This window comes from Bifidobacterium sp. AGR2158, from assembly GCF_000424225.1.
Lineage (GTDB): Bacteria > Actinomycetota > Actinomycetes > Actinomycetales > Bifidobacteriaceae > Bifidobacterium > Bifidobacterium anseris.
The window spans coordinates 198,975-219,289 of sequence record NZ_AUJM01000013.1 but is presented as its reverse complement, the minus strand read 5'-3'; the positions used below and the strand labels follow the sequence as shown (position 1 = coordinate 219,289).

The following is a 20,315-nucleotide window of genomic DNA, read 5'->3' as shown; positions in this document are numbered from 1 at the left end:
TCGGACTCGTCATCGAAGAACTCGATGCGGACGGTCACGGTTGGCTGATCATGCATACGTCCCCCTTTCCGGTCATTTTTGATGTAAATGTATAGTTTAGCAATATAAATCCATCGTTTTTCGTCGCGCTCACAGTGTGGGACGTGGTGCGGCGCCACGCATCGCCGTCACATTGCGCGAAGGCGCGCTGTTCGCCCGGAACGTGGACAGAACGTGTCCGCTTCGGACAATGGCATGAACAAATCGCCCCGGAAGTCAAGTCATGCGGTAGACTTGCTGGATACCGCGACCGCGAGCGGCATGATGCGTCATGCCCGAATGCGGTCTGTACGACAACAAGGAGCAACCAATGGGCAAATATCTTCTGCGCCGCATCCTGCAGATGATCCCCGTGGTTCTCGGTACGACACTGTTGGTGTATGCGCTCGTCTTCGCACTCCCGGGAGACCCGGTCAAGGCGATGTTCGGAGACAAGCCCGTCAATGAAGCCGTCGCTGCCCAGATCCGCGCCGAATACAATCTGGACAAGCCGTTCTTCGTACAGTATTTCCTGTTCCTGAAGAACGCGTTGAGCCTCAACTTCGGTGAGACCTTCGCCGGACAGCCCGTCATCGCGGAGATCGGGCGCGCGTTCCCGGTCACGATCAAGCTCGCGCTCATGGCGTTCTGCTTCGAGGCGATCTTCGGCTGCGTATTCGGCGTCATCTCCGGCCTGAAGAAGGGCAAGTGGTACGACTCGGTCATCCTGATCGTCTCGCTGCTGCTCATCTCGGTGCCGACCTTCGTCACCGGCTTCCTCGGCCAGTATTTCCTCGGCGTCAAATGGCGCATCCTGCCGGTGACTGCCGGCTCGAACCCAGGCTTCCTCGATCTGCTGATGCCGGCGATGGTGCTCGGCTCGGTCTCGATGGCCTACATCATCCGCCTTGCGCGTTCCGAGGTCTCATCGAACATCGCGCTGGACTACGTGCGCACCGCGCGTGCGAAGGGCATGAGCAACACCTCGGTCACCTTCCGTCACATCCTGCGCAACTCGATGATCCCGGTCGTCACCTATCTGGGACAGGACCTCGGTGCGCTGATGGGCGGTGCGATGATCACCGAACAGATCTTCAACATCCATGGCATCGGCTTCCTCACCTACCAGAGCATCCTCAAGGGTGAGGCGAACATGGTCGTCTCGGTCGTCACGCTGCTCACGCTCGTGTTCGTCATCTGCAACCTGTTGGTCGACATGCTGTACGCGGCGCTTGATCCGCGCATCCGTTACGCGTGAGGGAGGGCACAATGACAGACATCACGAAACCGACAGACATCACGAAACCGCTGCCGGGACAGGAACGCTACGTCGCGCCGCTCGACGAGACGCCGCTTGAGACCGTGGACACGGTCGACGAATCGGCGCCCGCGACGAGCATGTGGGCCGACGCCTGGCGCACGCTGCGCAAGAACCCGTTGTTCATCATCTCGGGCGTCCTCATCATCTTCATCATCTTCGTCGCGCTCTTCCCGGGCGTCTTCACGAAGAACGACCCGAACTACTGCGACCTCACCAATTCGTTGGAGCCGGCGCGCCCCGGACACCCGTTCGGATACGACCTGCAGGGCTGCGACGTCTACTCGCGCGTCATCTACGGCACGCGCACGTCGCTGAGCGTCGGCATCCTGACGACGATCATCGTCGTCGCCGTCGGCACGCTCATCGGTGCGATCGCCGGCTTCTTCGGCGGTTGGGTCGACGCCGTCCTCAGCCGTATCGTCGACATCTTCATGGCGATCCCGATGCTGCTCGGCGCGATCGTCGTCCTGCAGATGTTCCGCACGGTCACGTCGATCTGGAAGGTCGTCCTCGTGCTCGCGCTCTTCGGCTGGGTCTCGACGGCGCGCATCGCGCGCGGCGCCGTGCTCTCGTCGAAGAACCTCGAGTTCAACACGGCGTCCACGGCGCTCGGATCGACGCCGACGCGCAACCTGTTCCGCCATATTCTGCCGAACTCGGTTTCGCCGATCATCGTCATTGCGACGACCTCGCTCGGCTCGTACATCGTCTCCGAGGCGACGCTGAGCTTCCTCGGCATCGGCCTGCCGACGACGACAGTCAGCTGGGGCGGCGACATCTCGAAGGCGCAGTCGATCCTGCGCACCGACCCGATGGTGCTGTTCTACCCGTCCGTCGCGCTCGCGATCACCGTGCTGGCGTTCATCATGATGGGCGACGCCGTCAAGGACGCGCTCGACCCCAAGAGCCGCACGGCCTGAGATTTCCCGTAGGAGTAAGCAATGACAGAAGACACGAAGATCGAGGAGAAACTCGAGGATCTGCAACGGCAGGAGGGTCCGCTCCTCGAAGTCAAGGACCTGCAGGTCGACTTCACGACCGACGACGGCCGCGCCGTGCACGCGGTGCGCGATTCGTCGTTCAGCGTCTACCCGGGGCAGTGGGTCGCGATCGTCGGCGAATCCGGCTCCGGCAAGTCGACGTCGGCGATGGCTTGCCTCGGCCTGCTGCCGGGCACCGGCAAGGTCGTCGGCGGTTCGATCAGGCTCAACGGCACCGAGATCTCGCACTACACGCAGAAGCAGTTCGCCGCCGTGCGCGGCTCGAAGATGGGCCTTGTGCCTCAGGATCCGATGAGCAACCTCAACCCGGTGTGGCGCATCGGCACGCAGGTCAAGGAGGCGCTCGTCGCGAACAACATGGACGTCTCGCACGAGAAGCGCTCCGACCTCGCGAAGGCGCTCGCCGACGCGGACATCGAGATCAAGAGCGAAGGTGACGAGACCTTCCTCGGCTCGAAGGAGCTGCCTGAGCTCATCGAGGCGGCCGAGCAGGCGCTCGTCAAGATCGGCAAGAGCGGCGAGGCGCTGACCAAGAAGATGGAGTACTTCCGCTCCGAATGGGTCCCGGGCTCCGAGACGCGCTGGCGTGTCGCCGACGACCTGATCAAGGCGGGCGTCAACGACGACGATGCATGGTATATCGCGAAGAAGTACGTCACCGGCTCCTCGATGGAGGACCGCATCGCCGGTCTGCTCGACGAGGCCGGCCTGCCGGACGCGGCCGTGCGCGCACGTCAGTACCCGCATGAGTTCTCCGGCGGTATGCGCCAGCGCGCGCTCATCGCGATCGGTCTGGCATGCCGCCCCGAGCTGCTCATCGCCGACGAACCGACCTCGGCGCTCGACGTGACCGTGCAGAAGAGGATCCTCGACCATCTGCAGGGGCTCACCGACTCGCTCGGCACGGCGGTGCTGTTCATCACGCACGACTTGGGCCTTGCCGCCGAACGCGCGCAGCACATCGTCGTCATGTACAAGGGCCAGGTCGTCGAATCCGGTCCGTCGCTCGAGGTGCTCCAGCATCCGCAGCATCCGTACACGAAGCGTCTCGTCGCCGCCGCGCCGTCGCTCGCCTCGCAGCGCATCGTCTCCGTTGAGGAGCGCGGCGCGGACGCGAGCGCGCTCATGGAGCACAAGGTCAACGAGGATTCGCTTGAGCACGCCGACACGATCATCGACGTCGAGCATCTGACGAAGGAGTTCAAGCTCCCGCGCCGCAAGGAGATGTTCAAGGCCGTCGACGACGTGAGCTTCAAGGTCAAGCGCGGCACGACGCTTGCGATCGTCGGCGAATCCGGCTCCGGCAAGTCGACGGTGGCGAACATGGTGCTCAAGCTGCTCGAGCCGACGAGCGGCACCGTCACCTACAATGGGCAGGACATCGCCCAGTTCACGGGCAAGTCGCTGCTCGACTTCCGCAGGCACGTGCAGCCGGTGTTCCAGAACCCCTACGGTTCGCTCGACCCGATGTATTCGATCTTCCGCTCGATCGAGGAGCCGCTGCGCATCCACGGCATCGGCGACAAGAAAAGTCGTGCGGCGCGCGTGCGCGAGCTGCTCGACATGGTCGAACTGCCCGAATCGGTCATGCGCCGCTATCCGAACGAGCTGTCCGGCGGTCAGCGCCAGCGCATCGCGATCGCGCGCGCGATGGCGCTCAACCCGGACGTCATCGTATGCGACGAGGCCGTCTCGGCGCTCGATGTGCTCGTGCAGGACCAGGTGCTCCATCTGCTCAACGATCTGCAGGCGAAGAACGGGCTGAGCTACCTGTTCATCACGCATGATCTGGCCGTCGTGCGCCAGATCGCCGACGACGTCGTCGTCATGCAGCACGGCAGGCTCGTCGAGCACGGCACGACCGACGAGGTCTTCCTGCATCCCAAGCAGCAGTACACGAAGGATCTGCTCGATGCGATCCCGGGCGGCAAGCTCGAGCTCGGCCTCGACCTGTAATGTGATCGCTGCCTGATTGCTCAGGCGGCGATCACATTACCGATCACATTACACAGACGGCAACACTCAGACGGAGGAGCGCAATCCGGTCATTTCTCGACCGGATTGCGCTCCTCGTCGTCGTTTGCGTCATCATCATCGTTGCCGTTAGTGTCTTTGTCGGCGTTGTCGTCATTGTTGACGACGGAGCCGTCCTCCTGGGCGAAGCTGTAGGCGGCCATATGGTGCGCCTTGCCGATTCTGTGGATCGAATCGAGCAAATCGAAGGCCTGCGCGAAGATGATCAGCGAGAAGATCTCGTGCGTCACTTCCTTTGTGAGCAGGTCGCCGCCGGGAAGATGGCCGAGCAGCACGAACGCGAAGAACATCGTCGGATAGATGAGCTGGCGTTGGTAGCTGTAGAAGAACGTGCGGTCGCTCAGATGGTAGACGCAGATCGGCACGAGGTTGATCGCTGAGAAGATGAGCTGGATGAGGACGAGCACGCCGACGCCGCGGTTGAAATTGTCGTAGAAGACCTTGCCGAAGATCGACAGGAAGATGATGACGTAGACGTTCGCGCCGATGAGATACCACAGCTGCAGACGCCGGGAATTCGTGAAGAAGCCGGCGATGAACACGACGAACACCGAGATCTCGACGAAGATGTCGCTGTAGAACTCGCTGTCGTCCCGCAGCGAGACGATCGCACACACGAGTGCGACGGCGACGAGCGCCATGCACGCGAGGAACATTTTTGGGATACAGCGACGGGCGCCGGCATGCGGGGACACGGGGGAAGAAGTGGACATTCATTGCTCGATTCGTTGACGGGATTCGTTCATCCGATGACGCCTCCCACGGTAGTGCGCGCCCATGGGCGGCGTTCAACTATGCCGTGGCCGAACGCGGCGGCCATGCGCGTGTCGTGAATCGGAGGACGTTCGGACATGCGCGCGGGTAGGCTCGTGAGCTATGACGATGACGATCACGACCTCGAACCTCAACGGCATCCGCGCCGCGAAACGCAAAGGCATGGAGAAATGGCTCCTCAAGCACACGCCGGACGTGTGGTGCATGCAGGAGACGCGCGCCCCGCAGGAGATACTCGACGAGATCTTCCAGCAGATCGGCGCCGACTACGTCGAGGCGGGGAAGGTCGACAGTCCCGACGATGTCCATACGCTCGACGACGTGTGCGCGATCAAGGGACGCGCCGGCGTCGGCCTCGTCAGCGTGCTGCCGATCGTCGACACGCGCATCGGCCTGCCCGGGCTCGACGAGGACGTCGACACTGGACGATGGATCGAGACGGACGTGACGACCGAACAGGGGTACACGGTGACCGTCGCATGCGTGTACGTGCATGCGGGCGGCGACGGCAACGACATCAAGGAGACGCAGAAGTACCGCTTCCTCGACGCGATGACCGAACGCATGGAGCAGATGCGTCAGGAGGCGGCGGGCGGTGGCAGGCAGGCCGTCATCTGCGGCGACTTCAACATCGCGCACCGGCCGATCGATCTGAAGAACGCGAAGGCGAATCTGACGACGCACGGTTTCCTGCCGGCCGAACGCGCCTACATCGACAAATGGATCGACGAGATGGAATACGTCGACGTCATGCGCGATCTCGCCGGCGACATCCAGGGGCCGTACACGTGGTGGAGCCAGCGCGGCCGCGCCTTCGACAACGACGCCGGCTGGCGTCTCGACTACCAGTTCGCGACGCCCGAGCTCGCGCAGACGGCGCGCGGATTCGTCGTCGACCGCGCCGAGGAATGGTACAAGCGCTGGTCGGACCACGCGCCGCTGAGCATCACCTACGACGTGTGAGCGACGGAAACGACGCAATCGCACGGCATTGGTCGCACGGCATCAACCGTGGAAAAGTCGTGACGGGACACGGGATCGAGCGGACGCGGGCCGTGCGCCCGTGCTAGGCTGGTGGCGATGATCGTCGGCCGCGCCGTGGGTGCCCGGCCGACGGCGCAGGCACGCGCACCAGCAGACATCAGCAGACAGGAGACGAGGCACAGATGGGACTGTTCGGATTCGGCAAGAAGAAGAAAGAGAAGGAAGCGGCGGCGAAGGAACGCGAAGAGAGTCTCGCCAAGGCCGTCGCCTCGCAAACCGAGGACATCGCGCGGGAAGACGCCGACGACATCGACGTCACCGCCGCCGAACAGCCGGACAGGGACGCGAAGATCGCCGACGAGGAGCGCGATGCTGAGCGGCGCGCTGTACGCACCGATGAATCCGAAGGACTGCCCGAAGCCGCCGACGTCGAGGACAACGACGGCGACGACGATGAAGCGCTCGCCGTGCCGACCGAGGCCGTCATGGACTACCAGGGCCGCGGCGAACAGTTCGGCCCGTGGGACATCGACGAGGAGAACGGCCCCGACTATGACGAGTATCTGTCGCTCGGCTCGTTCTACATCCCCTTCGTGCAGGGCATCCAGCTGCGCCTCAAGGCGAGCAAGGCGGACAACACGCTGCTCGGCGCGACGGTGACCATCGGACGTTCGAGCCTCGAACTCGAGGCCTTCGCGGCGCCCAAGACGATGGGCCTGTGGGACGACGTGCGCGACGACCTCGTCGCCGCGAACCCTACCGCGACCGTCGAACCCGGCATCTTCGGCGCCGAGGTGCGCCTGCCGATCCAGCTGCCGAACGGCAAGAAGCACATCACGCGCATCGTCGGCGTCGACGGTCCGCGCTGGATGCTGCGTGGCATCTTCTCCGGCCCCGCCGCCGACAATCCGGACAGCCCGGAGGCGAAGGTGCTCGACCGCTTCTTCTCGTACATCGTCGTCGACCGCGGCGAGGAGCCGCTCGCGCCGCGCGACCTCATCCCGATGGCGCAGCCGCTGACGCCGGGCGAGCGTCGCGCGATGGCCGAAGCCTCCGACGACGCCGGTGACGAGACGCCGGCGACGATCGACGGCAAGCCGACCGGCCCGATGAACTCCGACCACGAGGTCGAGCAGAAGACGACGCTCTCGCGCGGCCCGATGTTCTCCGAACTGCGCTGACGGCATGGCTCAGACACGCAAACGCACCGGACTCGGTGCGCTCGCATCCAGCGACGGGAACGACTTCTCGGTCATCGAGGCGATCGGCGGCCCGCGAGGCGTCGTCGAATCGATGCTGCCGGGCGTCGTCTTCGTCGTCATATTCATCGTCACGAGCGACCTGAAACTCACCGTCATCGTCTCCGCGGCGCTCGCGGTGGCGCAGGTCGTTGTGCGCCTGTGCCAACGGCAGTCGGTCATGGGCGCGCTTTCGGGACTCGTGGCTGTCGCGATCTGCCTGATATGGGCGTGGAAGAGCGGCGAGGCGCGCAACTACTACATGTACGGCTTCATCACGAACGCCGTCTACATCGTCGTCCTGCTCGTCTCGCTGCTCGTCAAGGTGCCTGGACTCGGCTTCCTCATCGAGTTCATCCGCTCGCTGCCGACCGAACGATTCCGCGCATGGCTCGACGGCTGGCGTTCCGACGCCGCGCTGATGCGCGCCTACACGACGATCACATGGCTGTGGATCGGCGTGTTCGCGCTGCGTCTGGTCGTGCAGGTGCCGCTGTATCTGACGAACCACGTCGGCTGGCTCGGCACGGCGCGCCTGCTGATGGGTATCCCGTTCTGGGCGCTCGCGATCTGGGTGTCTTATCTGATCGTGGCCAATCCGATGCACCGCCACAAGCAGCTCGAACGCCAGCGCGCCGAGGAGGAAGGCGCGCGCGAGGCGGAGAAGAGCGCGCAGCGAAGTGCACAACACGAATCGAACGACGATAGTCAGTCAAACACTGAGCAGCACGACGACGGCGATCCAGGGACGGGAGCCTGACATGGCCAATGGCATCATCCTCAAGGTGGCGGTGGGCGTGTGCTGTGCGCTTGCCGTCTTCGCGCTCGCCTCATGCGCGCCGAAGAACGCCGCCGTCGGCGACACCGGATCGTCGAGCACCGACGCCCCGGCGCATGTCGATTCGCCGGGCGAGACGCAGACGGTCGCAATCGTCGGCTCCGCGAACGGCGCGGACGGCCTCGTCGAGGAGGCACTGGACGCCGACGGCTACAAGGTCGTCCTCACGCCGGTGACGGACGCGGATGGCACGACTGATACCGATGCTGCAACGGCCGCGCGCATCCAGGCGGTGCGCGACGCCGTCGGACGCAACATGAGCCTGATCGTCATCGGCGAGGCGGACATGGCGCATCAGGCCGACCAGTGGCGCGACGCGCTGCAATCGGCGCGCGACGCCGGCATTCCGGTCGTATTGCTCGACCCGGTCTCGACGCCGGACGACGACACATTGTTCGCCGCGTCGCTCAAGGTCAACGACCGCATGATGGACGCGACTCCGGTCGGCGAGGCCATACGTCAGGTCATCGAGGACGAGCCGCACGAGCGCGACATCATCGTCACGACGCTGCACTGAGCGCGTCGGCATCACCACACGAACGCAGATACGAACGCAAGCAACGCGCGCCGTACGCACGGCCGCGGGGACAGGAGCAGGCATGGAAGCCACGGTGGACATCGAACGGTACGCGGATCAGGGACGATGCGTCGCACACATCGACGGGCGCGTCGTCTTCGTGCGCTTCGCACTGCCCGGCGAACGCGTGAGGATCGCGCTCGACGAACCGGCCGACCGCAAGGACCGCTTCTGGACCGGCGAGGTCGTCGAGGTGCTCGAGGCGAGTCCCGACCGCGTCGAGCCGGCATGGCCGCTCGCCGGGCCGCTCTCGACCGGCGGCGGCGTCGGCGGCGCCGACCTCATCCACGTCTCGCTCGAAGGTCAGGAACGCTGGAAGGAAGCCGCCGTCAAGGACGTCATGGCACGCCTTGGCCACGTCGAACTCGACGAAGTGCCCGTCTACGCGATGCCCGGCGACGAGGAGACGGGCGGCCTCAACTGGCGCACGCGCATCGAGATGATCACCGACGACGAAGGTAGGCCGTCGATGCACCGGCGCGGCAGCCATGTGCGTGTGCCGATCGACACGATGCCGCTCGCGACGCGCGCCGTGCTTGAGGCGGCCGCGATGAACAACATCTGGGACGGCGACCTGCCGGCGAACGCGCAGCTGCGCATCGCCGTGCCCGAACCGCGCGTCGACGCCGCCGACATCGCGACGCCCGAGGCACTGCGCCGCGCAATCGGCGACAACTACGCCGTCATCGTCGACGGCAAGGTGCGCCACGGCAGCCGCAATCTCACCGAACGCATCGTCGTCGACGGCCGCGAATTCACGTACACGGTCGACGCGGCCGGCTTCTGGCAGATGCACCGCGAGGCGCCGCAGGTGCTGCCGCAGTACGTCGTCGACCAGATCCGCGAGGCGATGGACGGCCGCGCGCCGCGCAATGGGCGCAACCTCGTCATCTGGGATCTGTACTCCGGCTCGGGCCTGTTCACGCTGCCGCTCGCGACGCTGATCGACGAACACGCAAAGCTCGTCAGCATCGAAGGCGCGAAGACTGCCGTCGCGAACGCCCGTCGCAATCTCAAGGCCGCCGGCGTGCACACCGTGCAGGCGCTGTGCGGGGACGTGCTGCGCACGCTTGGCAAGGATATCGACCCGCAGCGCGCGCATCCGGACATCGTCGTCCTCGACCCGCCGCGCGCCGGCGCGAAAGCGAAGGTGTGCGCGAAGATCGCCGATTCGGGCGCGCCGGTCGTCGTCTACATCGCCTGCGACCCGGCGTCGCTCGCGCGCGACACGGCGACGCTGACGCAGCGCGGCTATGCGCTGCGTTCGATCGCCGCCTTCGACATCTACCCGATGACGCATCATGTGGAGACGGTCGCCGTCTTCACGAAGTGAGGGAACGACGATGGTCTTCGACTTCAAGAAGGAATACAAGGCATACTATCTGCCTGCGCGGCGGCCGCAGTTCGTCAACGTACCGCCGATGCGCTGCATCGCCGTGCGCGGCGACGGTGACCCCAACGAGCCGGACGGCGCCTATCACCAGGCGCTCGCGATGCTGTACGCCGTCGCCTACACGATCAAGATGAGCAAGAAAGGCGATCATACCATCGCCGGCTACTTCGATTTCGTCGTGCCGCCGTTGGAAGGCTTCTGGTGGCAGCGCGACGGCGGCGCAGTCGACTTCGCCCACAAGGAGGGCTTCGCGTGGATCAGCGCGATCCGCATGCCCGATTTCGTCGCCGCACAGGACGTGGCGTGGGCGAAGGCGCAGGCCGCCATCAAGAAGAAGCTCGACTGCTCGGCCGTGGAGTTCCTGCGCGTCGACGAAGGGCCGTGCGTGCAATGCCTCCACGTCGGCTCCTACGACGGCGAGCCGGCGACGATCGCGGCGATGGACATGTACGCGCGCGCCCACGGCTGCACACCCGACTTCGCTGACGCCCGCCGCCATCATGAGATCTATCTGAGCGATCCGCGCCGCGTCGCCCCGGACAAACTGAAGACGGTCATCCGCCATCCGGTGCGCGCGGTGGAGGGTGCGGCGGCCAGCGCAGTGGAGCACGGCAGCGTAGTGGACAGCGTGGCGGCGGATGCCACGGACGGCCTTCCCACCGGCTTTGGCGCATGCATCCCCATGCCGGAGTTTACGACGATCGACAGGTGACGCACGCGGCGACAACGTAATCAATATGCGTAGCCGCGGGGGAGCGGGCGCGCGGCCCGATGCACACGGTCGGGTAGACTGGCGCGCATGAGCGAAACGACGAAGGCGGCCACGGCCGCGGCAACGCACGACGACGTTCCGAAGACGGACGCGTCGAGGATGCCGGAGGTGTCCGAACGGGGACTGACGGGCGCCGAGGTCGCCGAACGCGTCGAACGCGGGCAGGCGAACGCCGTCAAATCGTCGACGTCGCGTTCGCTCGCCGACATCGTGCGTGCGAACGTGTTCACATTGTTCAACGGCATCATCCTGACGGCGATGGTCATGGTGCTCATCGCCGGCTCGTGGAAGGACGCCGTCTTCGGCTTCGTCATCATCATCAACACCGGCATCGGCATTGTCACCGAGCTGCGCGCCAAGCACACGCTCGACAAACTGTCGATCCTCGTCGCCTCCGACTACCTTGTGCGCCGCGACGGCACCGACGTCGACGTCTCGCACAACGACATCGTCCTCGGCGACTATCTGTGGCTGCGTTCGGGCGAGCAGGTGCCGGCCGACGCGACGATCGTCGAGACATGGGGACTCGAACTCGACGAATCGATGATCACCGGCGAATCGCGCACCGTGCGCAAGAAGGACGGCGACACCGTCTATTCGGGATCGACGGCCGTCTCCGGCATGGCGCTCGTGCACGTGACCGCCGTCGGCGCGCACAGCTACGCGGCGACGCTCACGGCGCAGGCGAAGGTGTACAAGAAGAACGTCTCCGATCTCAACAAGGGCATCAACACGATCCTCAAATTCATGACCTTCCTCGTCGTGCCGCTGTGCGTGCTGCTCATCATCACGCAGATGCGCACCGTCGGCGGATGGTCGGCGGCAATCGCGACCGGAGAATGGCGGCAGGCCGTCGTCTCGTCGGTCGCCGGCGTCGTCGGTATGGTGCCTGAAGGCCTCGTGCTGCTCACGTCGCTCAACTTCGCGCTTGCGGCAATCAGGCTCGCGCGCAAGAACACGCTCGTCCAGGACCTCGACTCGGTCGAGACGCTCGCACGAGTCGACTGCCTCAATCTCGACAAGACCGGCACGATCACCGACGGCGGCATCGTCTACGACGATTGCGTCACGCTGCCCGGCTGCGCAAACAAAAACCACGCGCTGCAGGCGCTCTACGACCTGGCGAATGAGGCGAGCCCGAACGGCACCGGTCGCGCCGTGCTCGCAGGCCTGAGCAAACAAGGATTCAACGGCACCGCGGATCTTCAACGCGTGCCGTTCTCGAGCGCGCGCAAATGGAGCGCCGTCGCGTTCCACGACGCCCCCGAGGCCGGCCCCGACGGCGTGTGGTACATGGGTGCGCCCGAAGTGCTGCTCTCGGCGCTCGACACATCGTATCCGGACGTGCTCAAGCAGGTCGACGGCTATGCGAACGACGGCATGCGCGTGCTGCTCGTCGCGCACGCCGCCGGCGCCGTGCCGCCCGATTTCGAAACCGACCCGAAGCTCGAGGAGAACGCCAGACCGGTCGCGATCGTGCTGTGTTCCGAACACATCCGCGACGACGCCGAGGCGACGCTCGGCTGGTTCCGCGAACAGGGCGTGCGCTGTCGCATCATCTCCGGCGACAACCCGGTGACCGTCGGCGCGATCGCCGGCAAGGTGCGCCTGACCGGCGAGCGCAAGCCGGTGGCGATGGACGCGCGCAAGCTGCCGAAGGACGTCGACGAACTCGCGCGCGTCCTTGAGGACGTCGACGTGCTCGGCCGCGTGCTGCCCGAACAGAAGAAGGCGATCGTGCAGGCGCTGCACACGCAGCGCCACATCGTCGCGATGACCGGCGACGGCGTCAATGACGCGCTCGCGATCAAGGAGGCCGACCTCGGCATCGCGATGGGCAACGCGGCGCCGGCGACGAAGGCCGTCGCCGAGGTCGTCCTCGTCGACTCGAAGTTCTCGCATCTGCCCGATGTCGTCGCGCGCGGCCGTCAGGTCATGGCGAACATGGAACGCGTCGCGAGCCTGTTCCTGACGAAAACCGTCTACTCGGCGCTCATCTCCTTCGGCATCGTGCTCAGCATGATCCCGTTCCCGTACCTGCCGCGCCACATCAGCTACATCGGCGCGCTGACGATCGGCGCGCCCGCCTTCCTGCTCGCGCTCGCGCCGAACACGCGCCGCTACATCCCCGGCTTCCTGCGCCGCGTCTTCGCGTTCTCGCTGCCCTGCGGCGTCGCGACGGCGCTCGCTGTGCTGCTGTCCGCATGGTTCATCCCGAAGATGATGGATTGGGACGTCGCCACGTCGGCGGCCGAACTGACATTGTGGCGTTCGATGTGCGCGACGGTGCTGTTCGTCATGGGCATCTACGTGCTCGCGCGCGTCGCGACGCCGCTCAACTCGTGGCGCGGCTGGCTCGTCGCGGCCTTCGCGGCCGCCGGCGTCGTCGGCATGTGCATCCCCTTCGTCGCGCATTTCTTCGCGTTCGAACTCCCCGGCGGCACGGCGCTGCTCGCGCTCGGCCTGCAGATCGTCATCGCGACGCTGCTGTTCGCATTGAGCGTGTGGCTGTTCCCGAAGTTCCTGCCGAAGGCGATGCGCGGCGTCATCTCACAATACAAACGCGTTTCCAAGCGGTGAAACATCGTCGCGGTATCGTCATGTGATGGCCGCCGCGGCACGATCGCGCGCGGCGTGCCCGATACACGCAACCGGACCGTCTTGCGGCGGTCCGACACTGAAGTTCGGAGGAACCTATGTCCATGCGCGACGATCAGTTGGACGTCCTCAACGTCGGGGGAGAGTCGTACGACTACTACCGCATCGGCGATCTTGAGGGCATCGATCACCTTCCCTATTCGCTCAAGGTGCTCGTGGAGAACCTCGTGCGCAACATCGACGGCGCCAACATCACCGACGCGCAGGTGCGCGAGCTGCTCGCGTGGGATCCGGCCGCGGACCCGAGCCATGAGATCCAGTTCACGCCGTCGCGCGTCGTCATGCAGGACTTCACCGGCGTGCCGTGCGTCGTCGACCTCGCGACGATGCGCGACGCCGTCAAGGCGCTCGGCGGCGATCCGGAGGTCATCAACCCGCAGGTCCAGTCGGACATGATCATCGATCATTCGGTGCAGATCGACGCCTACGGCGTAGACGACGCCGTCCAGATCAACATGGACATCGAATACGAGCGCAACGGCGAACGCTACCAGTTCCTGCGCTGGGGGCAGCAGGCCTTCGAGAACTTCCGCGTCGTGCCGCCGGGAACCGGCATCATCCATCAGGTCAATATCGAATACCTCGCGCAGGTCGTCATGACGAAGGCCGCATCCGACGGCCGCGCGCTCGCGTATCTTGACTCGTGCGTCGGCACCGACTCGCACACGACGACCGTCAACGGCCTCGGCGTGCTCGGCTGGGGCGTCGGCGGCATCGAGGCCGAGGCGGCGATGCTCGGACAGCCGATCTCGATGCTCGTGCCGCGCGTCGTCGGTTTCAAGCTCAAGGGCTCGATCCCCGAGGGCGTCACGGCGACCGACGTCGTGCTGACGATCACCGACATGCTGCGCCGCCACGGCGTCGTCGGTAAGTTCGTCGAGTTCTACGGCGAGGGCATCGCCTCGGTGCCGCTTGCCAACCGCGCGACGATCGGCAACATGAGTCCGGAGTTCGGTTCGACGTGCGGCATTTTCCCGATCGACGAGGTCACGCTCGACTATCTGCGCCTGACCGGCCGCTCCGATGAGCAGGTCGCGCTTGTCAAGGCGTATGCGAAGGCGAACAAGCTGTGGCACGACGTCAACGACCCCGACTATGCGGAGCCGCAGTACTCCGAGTATCTCGAGCTCGACCTGTCGACCGTCGTCCCGTCGATCGCCGGCCCGAAGCGTCCGCAGGACCGCATCGAGCTCGCGAAGGCCAAGACGACCTTCGAACAGACGCTGCCCGGCTATGTTACCGAGAAGACGAACGGCAACCCGGTGCACGTGTCCACCGATTTCCGCGGCGATTTCGATCTGCGCAACGGCGACGTCGCCATCGCGTCGATCACGTCGTGCACGAACACGTCGAACCCGTCGGTCATGGTCGCCGCTGGCCTCATCGCGCGCAACGCCGTCGCCAAGGGCCTGCACCCCAAGCCGTGGGTGAAGACCTCGCTCGCGCCCGGCTCGCAGGTCGTCGCCGACTACCTCAAGCAGGCCGGTCTGCAGGACGATCTCGACCGCCTTGGCTACCAGCTCGTCGGCTTCGGCTGCGCGACCTGCATCGGCAACTCCGGTCCGCTGCTGCCCGAAATCTCCGCGGCGATCAACGAGAACGACCTGACGGTGACGGCCGTGCTGTCCGGCAACCGCAACTTCGAGGGCCGCATCAGCCCGGACGTCAAGATGAACTACCTCGCCTCGCCGCCGCTCGTCATCGCCTACGCGCTCGCCGGCACGATGGACTTCGACTTCGAGACCGAGCCGCTCGGCACCGACCCGGAGGGTAATGCGGTCTTCCTCAAGGACATCTGGCCGACGAACGAGGAGGTCGAGCAGGTCGTCTCCGGCAACGTCAGCCGTGAGATGTTCCTCAACGACTACGCCTCCGTCTTCGAGGGCGACGCGCGCTGGAAGGGCCTCGACGTGCCCGAAGGCGAACTGTTCGTCTGGAACCCAGATTCGACCTATGTGCGCAAGCAGACCTTCTTCGATGGCATGAGCGCGACGCCGGCGCCGGTCGAGGACATCCGCGACGCGCGCGTCCTCGCCTTCCTCGGTGATTCGGTCACAACCGACCACATCTCGCCGGCGGGCGCGTTCAAGGCGACGAGCCCGGCGGGCGAGTACCTGATCGAGCATGGCGTCGAGCCGAAGAACTTCAACTCCTACGGTTCGCGCCGCGGCAATCATGAGGTCATGGTGCGCGGCACCTTCGGCAACATCCGTCTGCGCAACATGCTGCTCGCCTCGGTCGGCGAGGAGGTCAGGCCCGGCGGCTACACCTACGACTTCCTCGCGATGAAGCCGACGACGATCTATGAGGCGTCGCGTGACTACATCGCGGCGAACGTCCCGCTCGTCGTCATCGGCGGCAAGGAGTACGGCACCGGTTCGTCGCGCGACTGGGCCGCAAAGGGCACGGCGATGCTCGGCGTCAAGGCCGTCATCGTCGAAAGCTTCGAGCGCATCCACCGTTCGAACCTCATCGGCATGGGCGTCCTGCCGCTGCAGTTCCCCGAAGGCGAATCGGCCGAGTCGCTCGGCCTTGACGGCACCGAGACCTACTCGATCGACGGCATCACCGCGCTCAACGACGGCGTGACGCCAAAGACCGTGCACGTCGAGGCGACGCACAAGGACGGTTCGAAGACCGAGTTCGAGGCGGTCGTGCGCATCGACACGCCTGGCGAGGCCGACTACTACCGCAACGGCGGCATCCTGCAGTACGTGCTGCGCAACCTGATGGCCAAGTAGGCCGTCCGCGCTGCGCGCAGCAGACGACGAGGGGCGTCCACGGAACTTCCGTGGACGCCCCTCGTCGTCTGCTGCGCCATCGGCATGGGGGCGGCCGTCGCCGGAGCGTGACACGGCGTCCGGCCACGTCGGCCTACTTGTCCGACTTCCCGGCGGCCTTCGCCGCTTGCTTGCGCTGCTCGTCGGCGACGATCGCTCGCACACGTTCCTCCTGCAGCGCCTCGCGTTCGGCCTGCAGCTTGTCGTCCTTCGTGATGGGCGTCGCCACCTTGCCCATCTGCTCGTAGGCGTCGATGATGCCGGCGCGCACGGCGGCGCGAATCACGTAGTACAGCGCCCAGATGCACAGCGCGGCGATGATGATCATGAACAGGATCGTGTAGATGGTACCGGCCATGGTCGTAGCTCCTTTTGATATCGTCTTTCCTCACGTGATGCCATCGTTGGCAAACACTGAAGGTCATTATAGGCACCATCCGCCGGGCCGTCCGTTTTCTCGCCTGCGAGCACAAGGCTCTCCGCTAGAATCGTGTGCTATGGCGAACAACGACACCGTGAACAACGAAACCCCCGATACGCGCGAGCGCGACCGCATGCTCTCCGGCGAGCTGTACATCGCCGACGACCCGTATCTGCATGAGCTCGGACGCCGCCGTCGCGCACTGCAACAGCAGATCAACACGTCCGCGTGGGACGCCTTCGACGAGCGCGCGCGGCTGTTCCACGAGCTGTTCGGCGCATTCGGCGAGGGCTCGTACATCGAGCCGCCGTTCCGCTGCGACTACGGCTGCAACACCTTCATCGGCGAGCGTTTCTACGCGAACACCGACTGCATCATCCTCGACGTCGCGACCGTCACAATCGGCGACGACGTCTTCTTCGGTCCGCGCGTCGCGCTGTACACGCCGTACCATCCGATCGACGCGGACATCCGCAGCATGCAGCTGGAGGGCGGCCTGCCGATCCGCATCGGCTCCAACGTCTGGTTCGGCGGAAACGTGACCGTCTGCCCGGGAGTCACGATCGGCGACGACGTCGTCATCGGCGCCGGCAGCGTCGTCACGAAGGACATTCCCTCGCATTCGGTCGCCGTCGGCAATCCGGCGCGCGTCGTGCGCGGCATCGGCGGCGACGACCGCGCCTACTGGAGTGCGCGCGTCGACGAATACCGCGCGTGGAGGGACGCGCGCTGACGTCCGATGCGCGGCGCGCGACCCGGTGCATGCGAGGGCGCGTGCATTAGAATAGCGAACGTGTGCACGAAGAAGACAGCATTGATCATCGTCGACGTCCAGCCGACGTTCACCGAGGGCGGCGAGCTCGCCGTCGAGGGCGGCGAGGCCGTCGCCCAGACCATCCATGACTTCGTCGAACGCGAGCGCGGACGGTACGCGCTCATCGCCACGACGCAGGACTGGCACGTCGACCCCGGCGACCACTGGTCGGCGCAGCCGGACTATGTGGACACGTGGCCGCGGCACGGCGTCGCCGGATCGGCGAACGCGCGGCTGCATCCGGCGATCGAATCGCTCGACGTGCCGCACCACATCAGGAAAGGGCAGTACGCGGCCGCCTACTCCGGATTCGAGGGTGTCGAGGACAACGACGAGCGCATCCCGACGCGCGACGAGGTCGACGCGGCGATGGCGGCAGGGCGTTCGCTCGACGCGCTGCTGCGCGCGCACGGCGTCACGCGCGTCGACATCGTCGGCATCGCGCTGTCGCACTGCGTGCGCGACACGGCGCTCGACGCGGTCGCGCGCGGCTATGAGACGCGCGTCTACGAGGACCTGAGCGTGCCGGTGAGCGCACAGCTCGGCGCTCAGGCCGTCGAGCGGATGCGCGACGCCGGCGTCACGATCATCGAGGGGGAACGATATGTCGATTAGCGCAAGCGAAAAGCCGCTGTCCAAGGTCTTCACATCCGACTACCGTTTCGCGATCCCCGCGTTCCAGCGCGCCTACAGCTGGCACGATGTGCAGATGCGTCAGCTCATCGAGGACGTCTCCGACGCGTGCGCCGTCGACGACGGCCCGTATTTTCTCGGCTCGCTCATCCTCGTGCGCGACGAGCACGGCATGCATCAGGTCATCGACGGCCAGCAGCGCCTCGTGTCGCTGTCGATCGTCTTCTCGGTGCTGCTCACGCTCGAAGAGGACCCGCAGCTGGCGGCGAGCCTCGCCGGGCTGCTCACCGAAGCCGGCGACAAACTGCGCGGCATCGCCGCCGAGCCGAGGCTCAGCCTGCGCGAACAGGACGAGGGATTCTTCCGCGAATACGTGCAGCGCGGCGACCTCGAGGCGCTCTTCGACCTGCGCGAGGCCGACATCGCCACGACGGCGCAGCGCAACATCCAGACGAATGCGAAATGCGCGTACGACATGCTCGCGCCGCTCAAGGAGGAGGAACGCCGCCGCTTCGCCTCCTACCTCGTCAACGACGTCATGTTCGTCATCGTGACGACCGACGACATCTCCGGCGCCTACCGCATCTTCGACGTCATGAACATGCGCGGCATGCCGCTGACGCCGTCCGACGTCTTCAAGGCGAAGGTCGTCTCCGGCATCTCGAGCGCCGCCCGCGACGTGTACGCGCGCTACTGGGACGACATCATGGAGCCGATGGGCGACGACAACGCGCGCATCGAACGATTCTTCGCCGACCTCGACCTCATCTTCACGCGCGCGCCGATGTGCCAGTCGCTGCTCGCCGACTTCAGCGACCATGTGCTCGCGAAGTACATCGGCAAAGGACAGTGCATCGAATTCATCGACGACGTGCTGCGGCCGTACGCGATCTGTGACGAGATCCTGCACAAGCCGGGAGAAAGCCTGCTGCCGGCCAAGGTGCGCGATCTGCTCGCCGGACTCGCCGACTATCCGTACGACGACTGGAAGCCGGTGGCGCTGTGGTCGCTCGTGCACACGCTCAAGAACCTCGACGATCCCGACACCGTCGTCTTCGCGGGCGGCAAAGTCGGTCCGCATGTCTTGCTGCACGACGGCGAACGGCTCGTGCAGATCCTCACGTTGCTCGACCGTGTCACCGGCATCGACTGCCTCAACGGCAAGTCGGAGCTTGAACGGCGCACGCGTTCGGCGACGATCGTGCGCGATCTGGCCAAGGGGATGCCGCTGCAGCGCATCGCCGGCTTCCATGTCAGTGGCGATGAACAGCGGCTTGCGATGCTGCATCTGCGCGGCGAACTGTCGATCGACGCAGGCATGAAACGGCTGCTGCTCATCCGGGCGAACGAACAGCTCGCCGGCGAACGCATCACGCGGCCGCGCAGCCTCAACGCCGTGCCGATCATCCCCGAACGCATCTCGTCGCGTTCGCCGTTCGCGTCGTGGCCGGCGGGCACATGCGACTACTGGGCGGAACGGATCGGCAATTATGTGCTCACGCAGACGATGCCCCGCTCGCTTGAGGATGTCGACGATTTCGCGACGCGACGCAATTTCATCCTGCGTTCCGCCAGCTCGCAGCGGTTCCCGCTCACGCGCGCGCTGCTCGACCTCGAGACGCTCACGCCGCAGTTCCTGCAGCTGCGGCAGAAGCAGATCATCGACCTGATCGCGCAGGCGTGGCGCATCAGCTACGAGGACATCGTCGTCGCCGAACAGGAGGAGCGACGCCGCGAGCGCGCGGGCGGCAGCACGCATCGGCCGAAGCGCACGTCGAAGCGGGTGACGGTCGCCGAGGTCGTGCGCGCCGGGCTGCTCAAGGAAGGCGACCGATTCGTGTGGGTGCGGCCGCGCAAACACGAGACGTGGGTCATCACCGTCACCGGCGACGGCTTCCGCGGCGACGACGGCACCGAATACGCGACGCCCACGGCCGCCGCACGTGCGGTCGGCGGCGCGAGCGCGAGCCTCAACGTCTGGAAACGCGAGTCGGATGGCCGCGCGCTGAGCGACATCTGGAAGGCCTACCGCGCCGCGATGTAGAACGAATGCCGCAGC

General features: G+C 65.6%; 15 protein-coding genes and 1 pseudogene. 14 read left to right on the top strand and 2 right to left on the bottom strand.

Features of this window, described 5'->3' with window-relative positions:
- Positions 1–349: 349 nt before the first annotated feature.
- From G606_RS0105605 to G606_RS0105595, 3 genes are read left to right on the top strand one after another with little or no spacing between them, the layout of a single operon-like run.
- Entirely contained in the window at positions 350–1,276 is a 927-nt protein-coding gene (locus G606_RS0105605) for an ABC transporter permease (protein ID WP_026645127.1), read from the top strand.
- 11 nt (positions 1,277–1,287) lie between these two features.
- Positions 1,288–2,259, top strand: a complete 972-nt coding sequence (locus G606_RS0105600; RefSeq protein ID WP_026645126.1) for an ABC transporter permease — start codon at positions 1,288–1,290, stop codon at positions 2,257–2,259.
- 21 nt (positions 2,260–2,280) lie between these two features.
- Positions 2,281–4,296: a dipeptide ABC transporter ATP-binding protein gene (locus tag G606_RS0105595; protein WP_026645125.1), complete on the top strand. Its 2,016-nt coding sequence runs from the start codon at positions 2,281–2,283 to the stop codon at positions 4,294–4,296.
- A gap of 89 nt (positions 4,297–4,385) precedes the next feature.
- Here the strand turns inward: G606_RS0105595 and G606_RS0105590 are convergent, their stop codons facing one another.
- Positions 4,386–5,015, bottom strand: coding sequence for a hypothetical protein (locus tag G606_RS0105590; protein ID WP_231371431.1), 630 nt, complete (start codon positions 5,013–5,015; stop codon positions 4,386–4,388).
- A gap of 235 nt (positions 5,016–5,250) precedes the next feature.
- Here G606_RS0105590 and G606_RS0105585 point away from each other — a divergent pair, with 235 nt between their 5' ends.
- From G606_RS0105585 to acnA, 8 genes and pseudogenes are all read left to right on the top strand, one after another.
- Positions 5,251–6,111 (top strand): exodeoxyribonuclease III, encoded by an 861-nt coding sequence (locus G606_RS0105585; protein WP_026645123.1) that lies wholly within the window; start codon positions 5,251–5,253, stop codon positions 6,109–6,111.
- A gap of 203 nt (positions 6,112–6,314) precedes the next feature.
- Entirely contained in the window at positions 6,315–7,313 is a 999-nt protein-coding gene (locus tag G606_RS0105580; RefSeq protein WP_026645122.1) for a DUF3710 domain-containing protein, read from the top strand.
- 4 nt (positions 7,314–7,317) lie between these two features.
- On the top strand, positions 7,318–8,130 hold the full coding sequence (locus tag G606_RS10080) for a DUF3159 domain-containing protein (RefSeq protein WP_081664067.1): 813 nt from the start codon (positions 7,318–7,320) through the stop codon (positions 8,128–8,130).
- Position 8,131: 1 nt separating this feature from the next.
- Positions 8,132–8,725: a hypothetical protein gene (locus tag G606_RS0105570; protein WP_051198595.1), complete on the top strand. Its 594-nt coding sequence runs from the start codon at positions 8,132–8,134 to the stop codon at positions 8,723–8,725.
- Positions 8,726–8,807: 82 nt separating this feature from the next.
- Complete coding sequence (locus tag G606_RS0105565; protein ID WP_026645120.1) at positions 8,808–10,118, top strand: class I SAM-dependent RNA methyltransferase; 1,311 nt, start codon at positions 8,808–8,810, stop codon at positions 10,116–10,118.
- 10 nt (positions 10,119–10,128) lie between these two features.
- Positions 10,129–10,749: pseudogene (locus G606_RS10075) on the top strand (GyrI-like domain-containing protein); the annotation flags it as partial.
- 300 nt (positions 10,750–11,049) lie between these two features.
- Positions 11,050–13,530 (top strand): HAD-IC family P-type ATPase, encoded by a 2,481-nt coding sequence (locus G606_RS0105555; RefSeq protein ID WP_026645119.1) that lies wholly within the window; start codon positions 11,050–11,052, stop codon positions 13,528–13,530.
- A gap of 116 nt (positions 13,531–13,646) precedes the next feature.
- Positions 13,647–16,349, top strand: a complete 2,703-nt coding sequence (gene acnA / locus G606_RS0105550; RefSeq protein ID WP_026645118.1) for an aconitate hydratase AcnA — start codon at positions 13,647–13,649, stop codon at positions 16,347–16,349.
- A gap of 133 nt (positions 16,350–16,482) precedes the next feature.
- Here the strand turns inward: acnA and G606_RS0105545 are convergent, their stop codons facing one another.
- The gene (locus G606_RS0105545) at positions 16,483–16,746 is read right to left on the bottom strand and encodes a DUF6019 family protein (protein WP_034523763.1); all 264 of its coding nucleotides are present in this window, start codon (positions 16,744–16,746) and stop codon (positions 16,483–16,485) included.
- Between the two features lie 139 nt (positions 16,747–16,885).
- Here G606_RS0105545 and G606_RS0105540 point away from each other — a divergent pair, with 139 nt between their 5' ends.
- From G606_RS0105540 to G606_RS0105530, 3 genes are read left to right on the top strand one after another with little or no spacing between them, the layout of a single operon-like run.
- Positions 16,886–17,542 carry a sugar O-acetyltransferase gene (locus G606_RS0105540; RefSeq protein WP_051198591.1) on the top strand — a complete coding sequence of 219 codons (657 nt, stop codon included), beginning with the start codon at positions 16,886–16,888 and terminating at the stop codon, positions 17,540–17,542.
- A 60-nt stretch (positions 17,543–17,602) separates the two neighbouring features.
- Positions 17,603–18,238 (top strand): isochorismatase family protein, encoded by a 636-nt coding sequence (locus G606_RS0105535; protein WP_034523756.1) that lies wholly within the window; start codon positions 17,603–17,605, stop codon positions 18,236–18,238.
- Positions 18,228–20,300: a GmrSD restriction endonuclease domain-containing protein gene (locus G606_RS0105530; RefSeq protein ID WP_026645114.1), complete on the top strand. Its 2,073-nt coding sequence runs from the start codon at positions 18,228–18,230 to the stop codon at positions 20,298–20,300. The genes G606_RS0105535 and G606_RS0105530 overlap by 11 nt, the downstream gene beginning before the upstream one ends.
- Positions 20,301–20,315 lie beyond the last annotated feature (15 nt).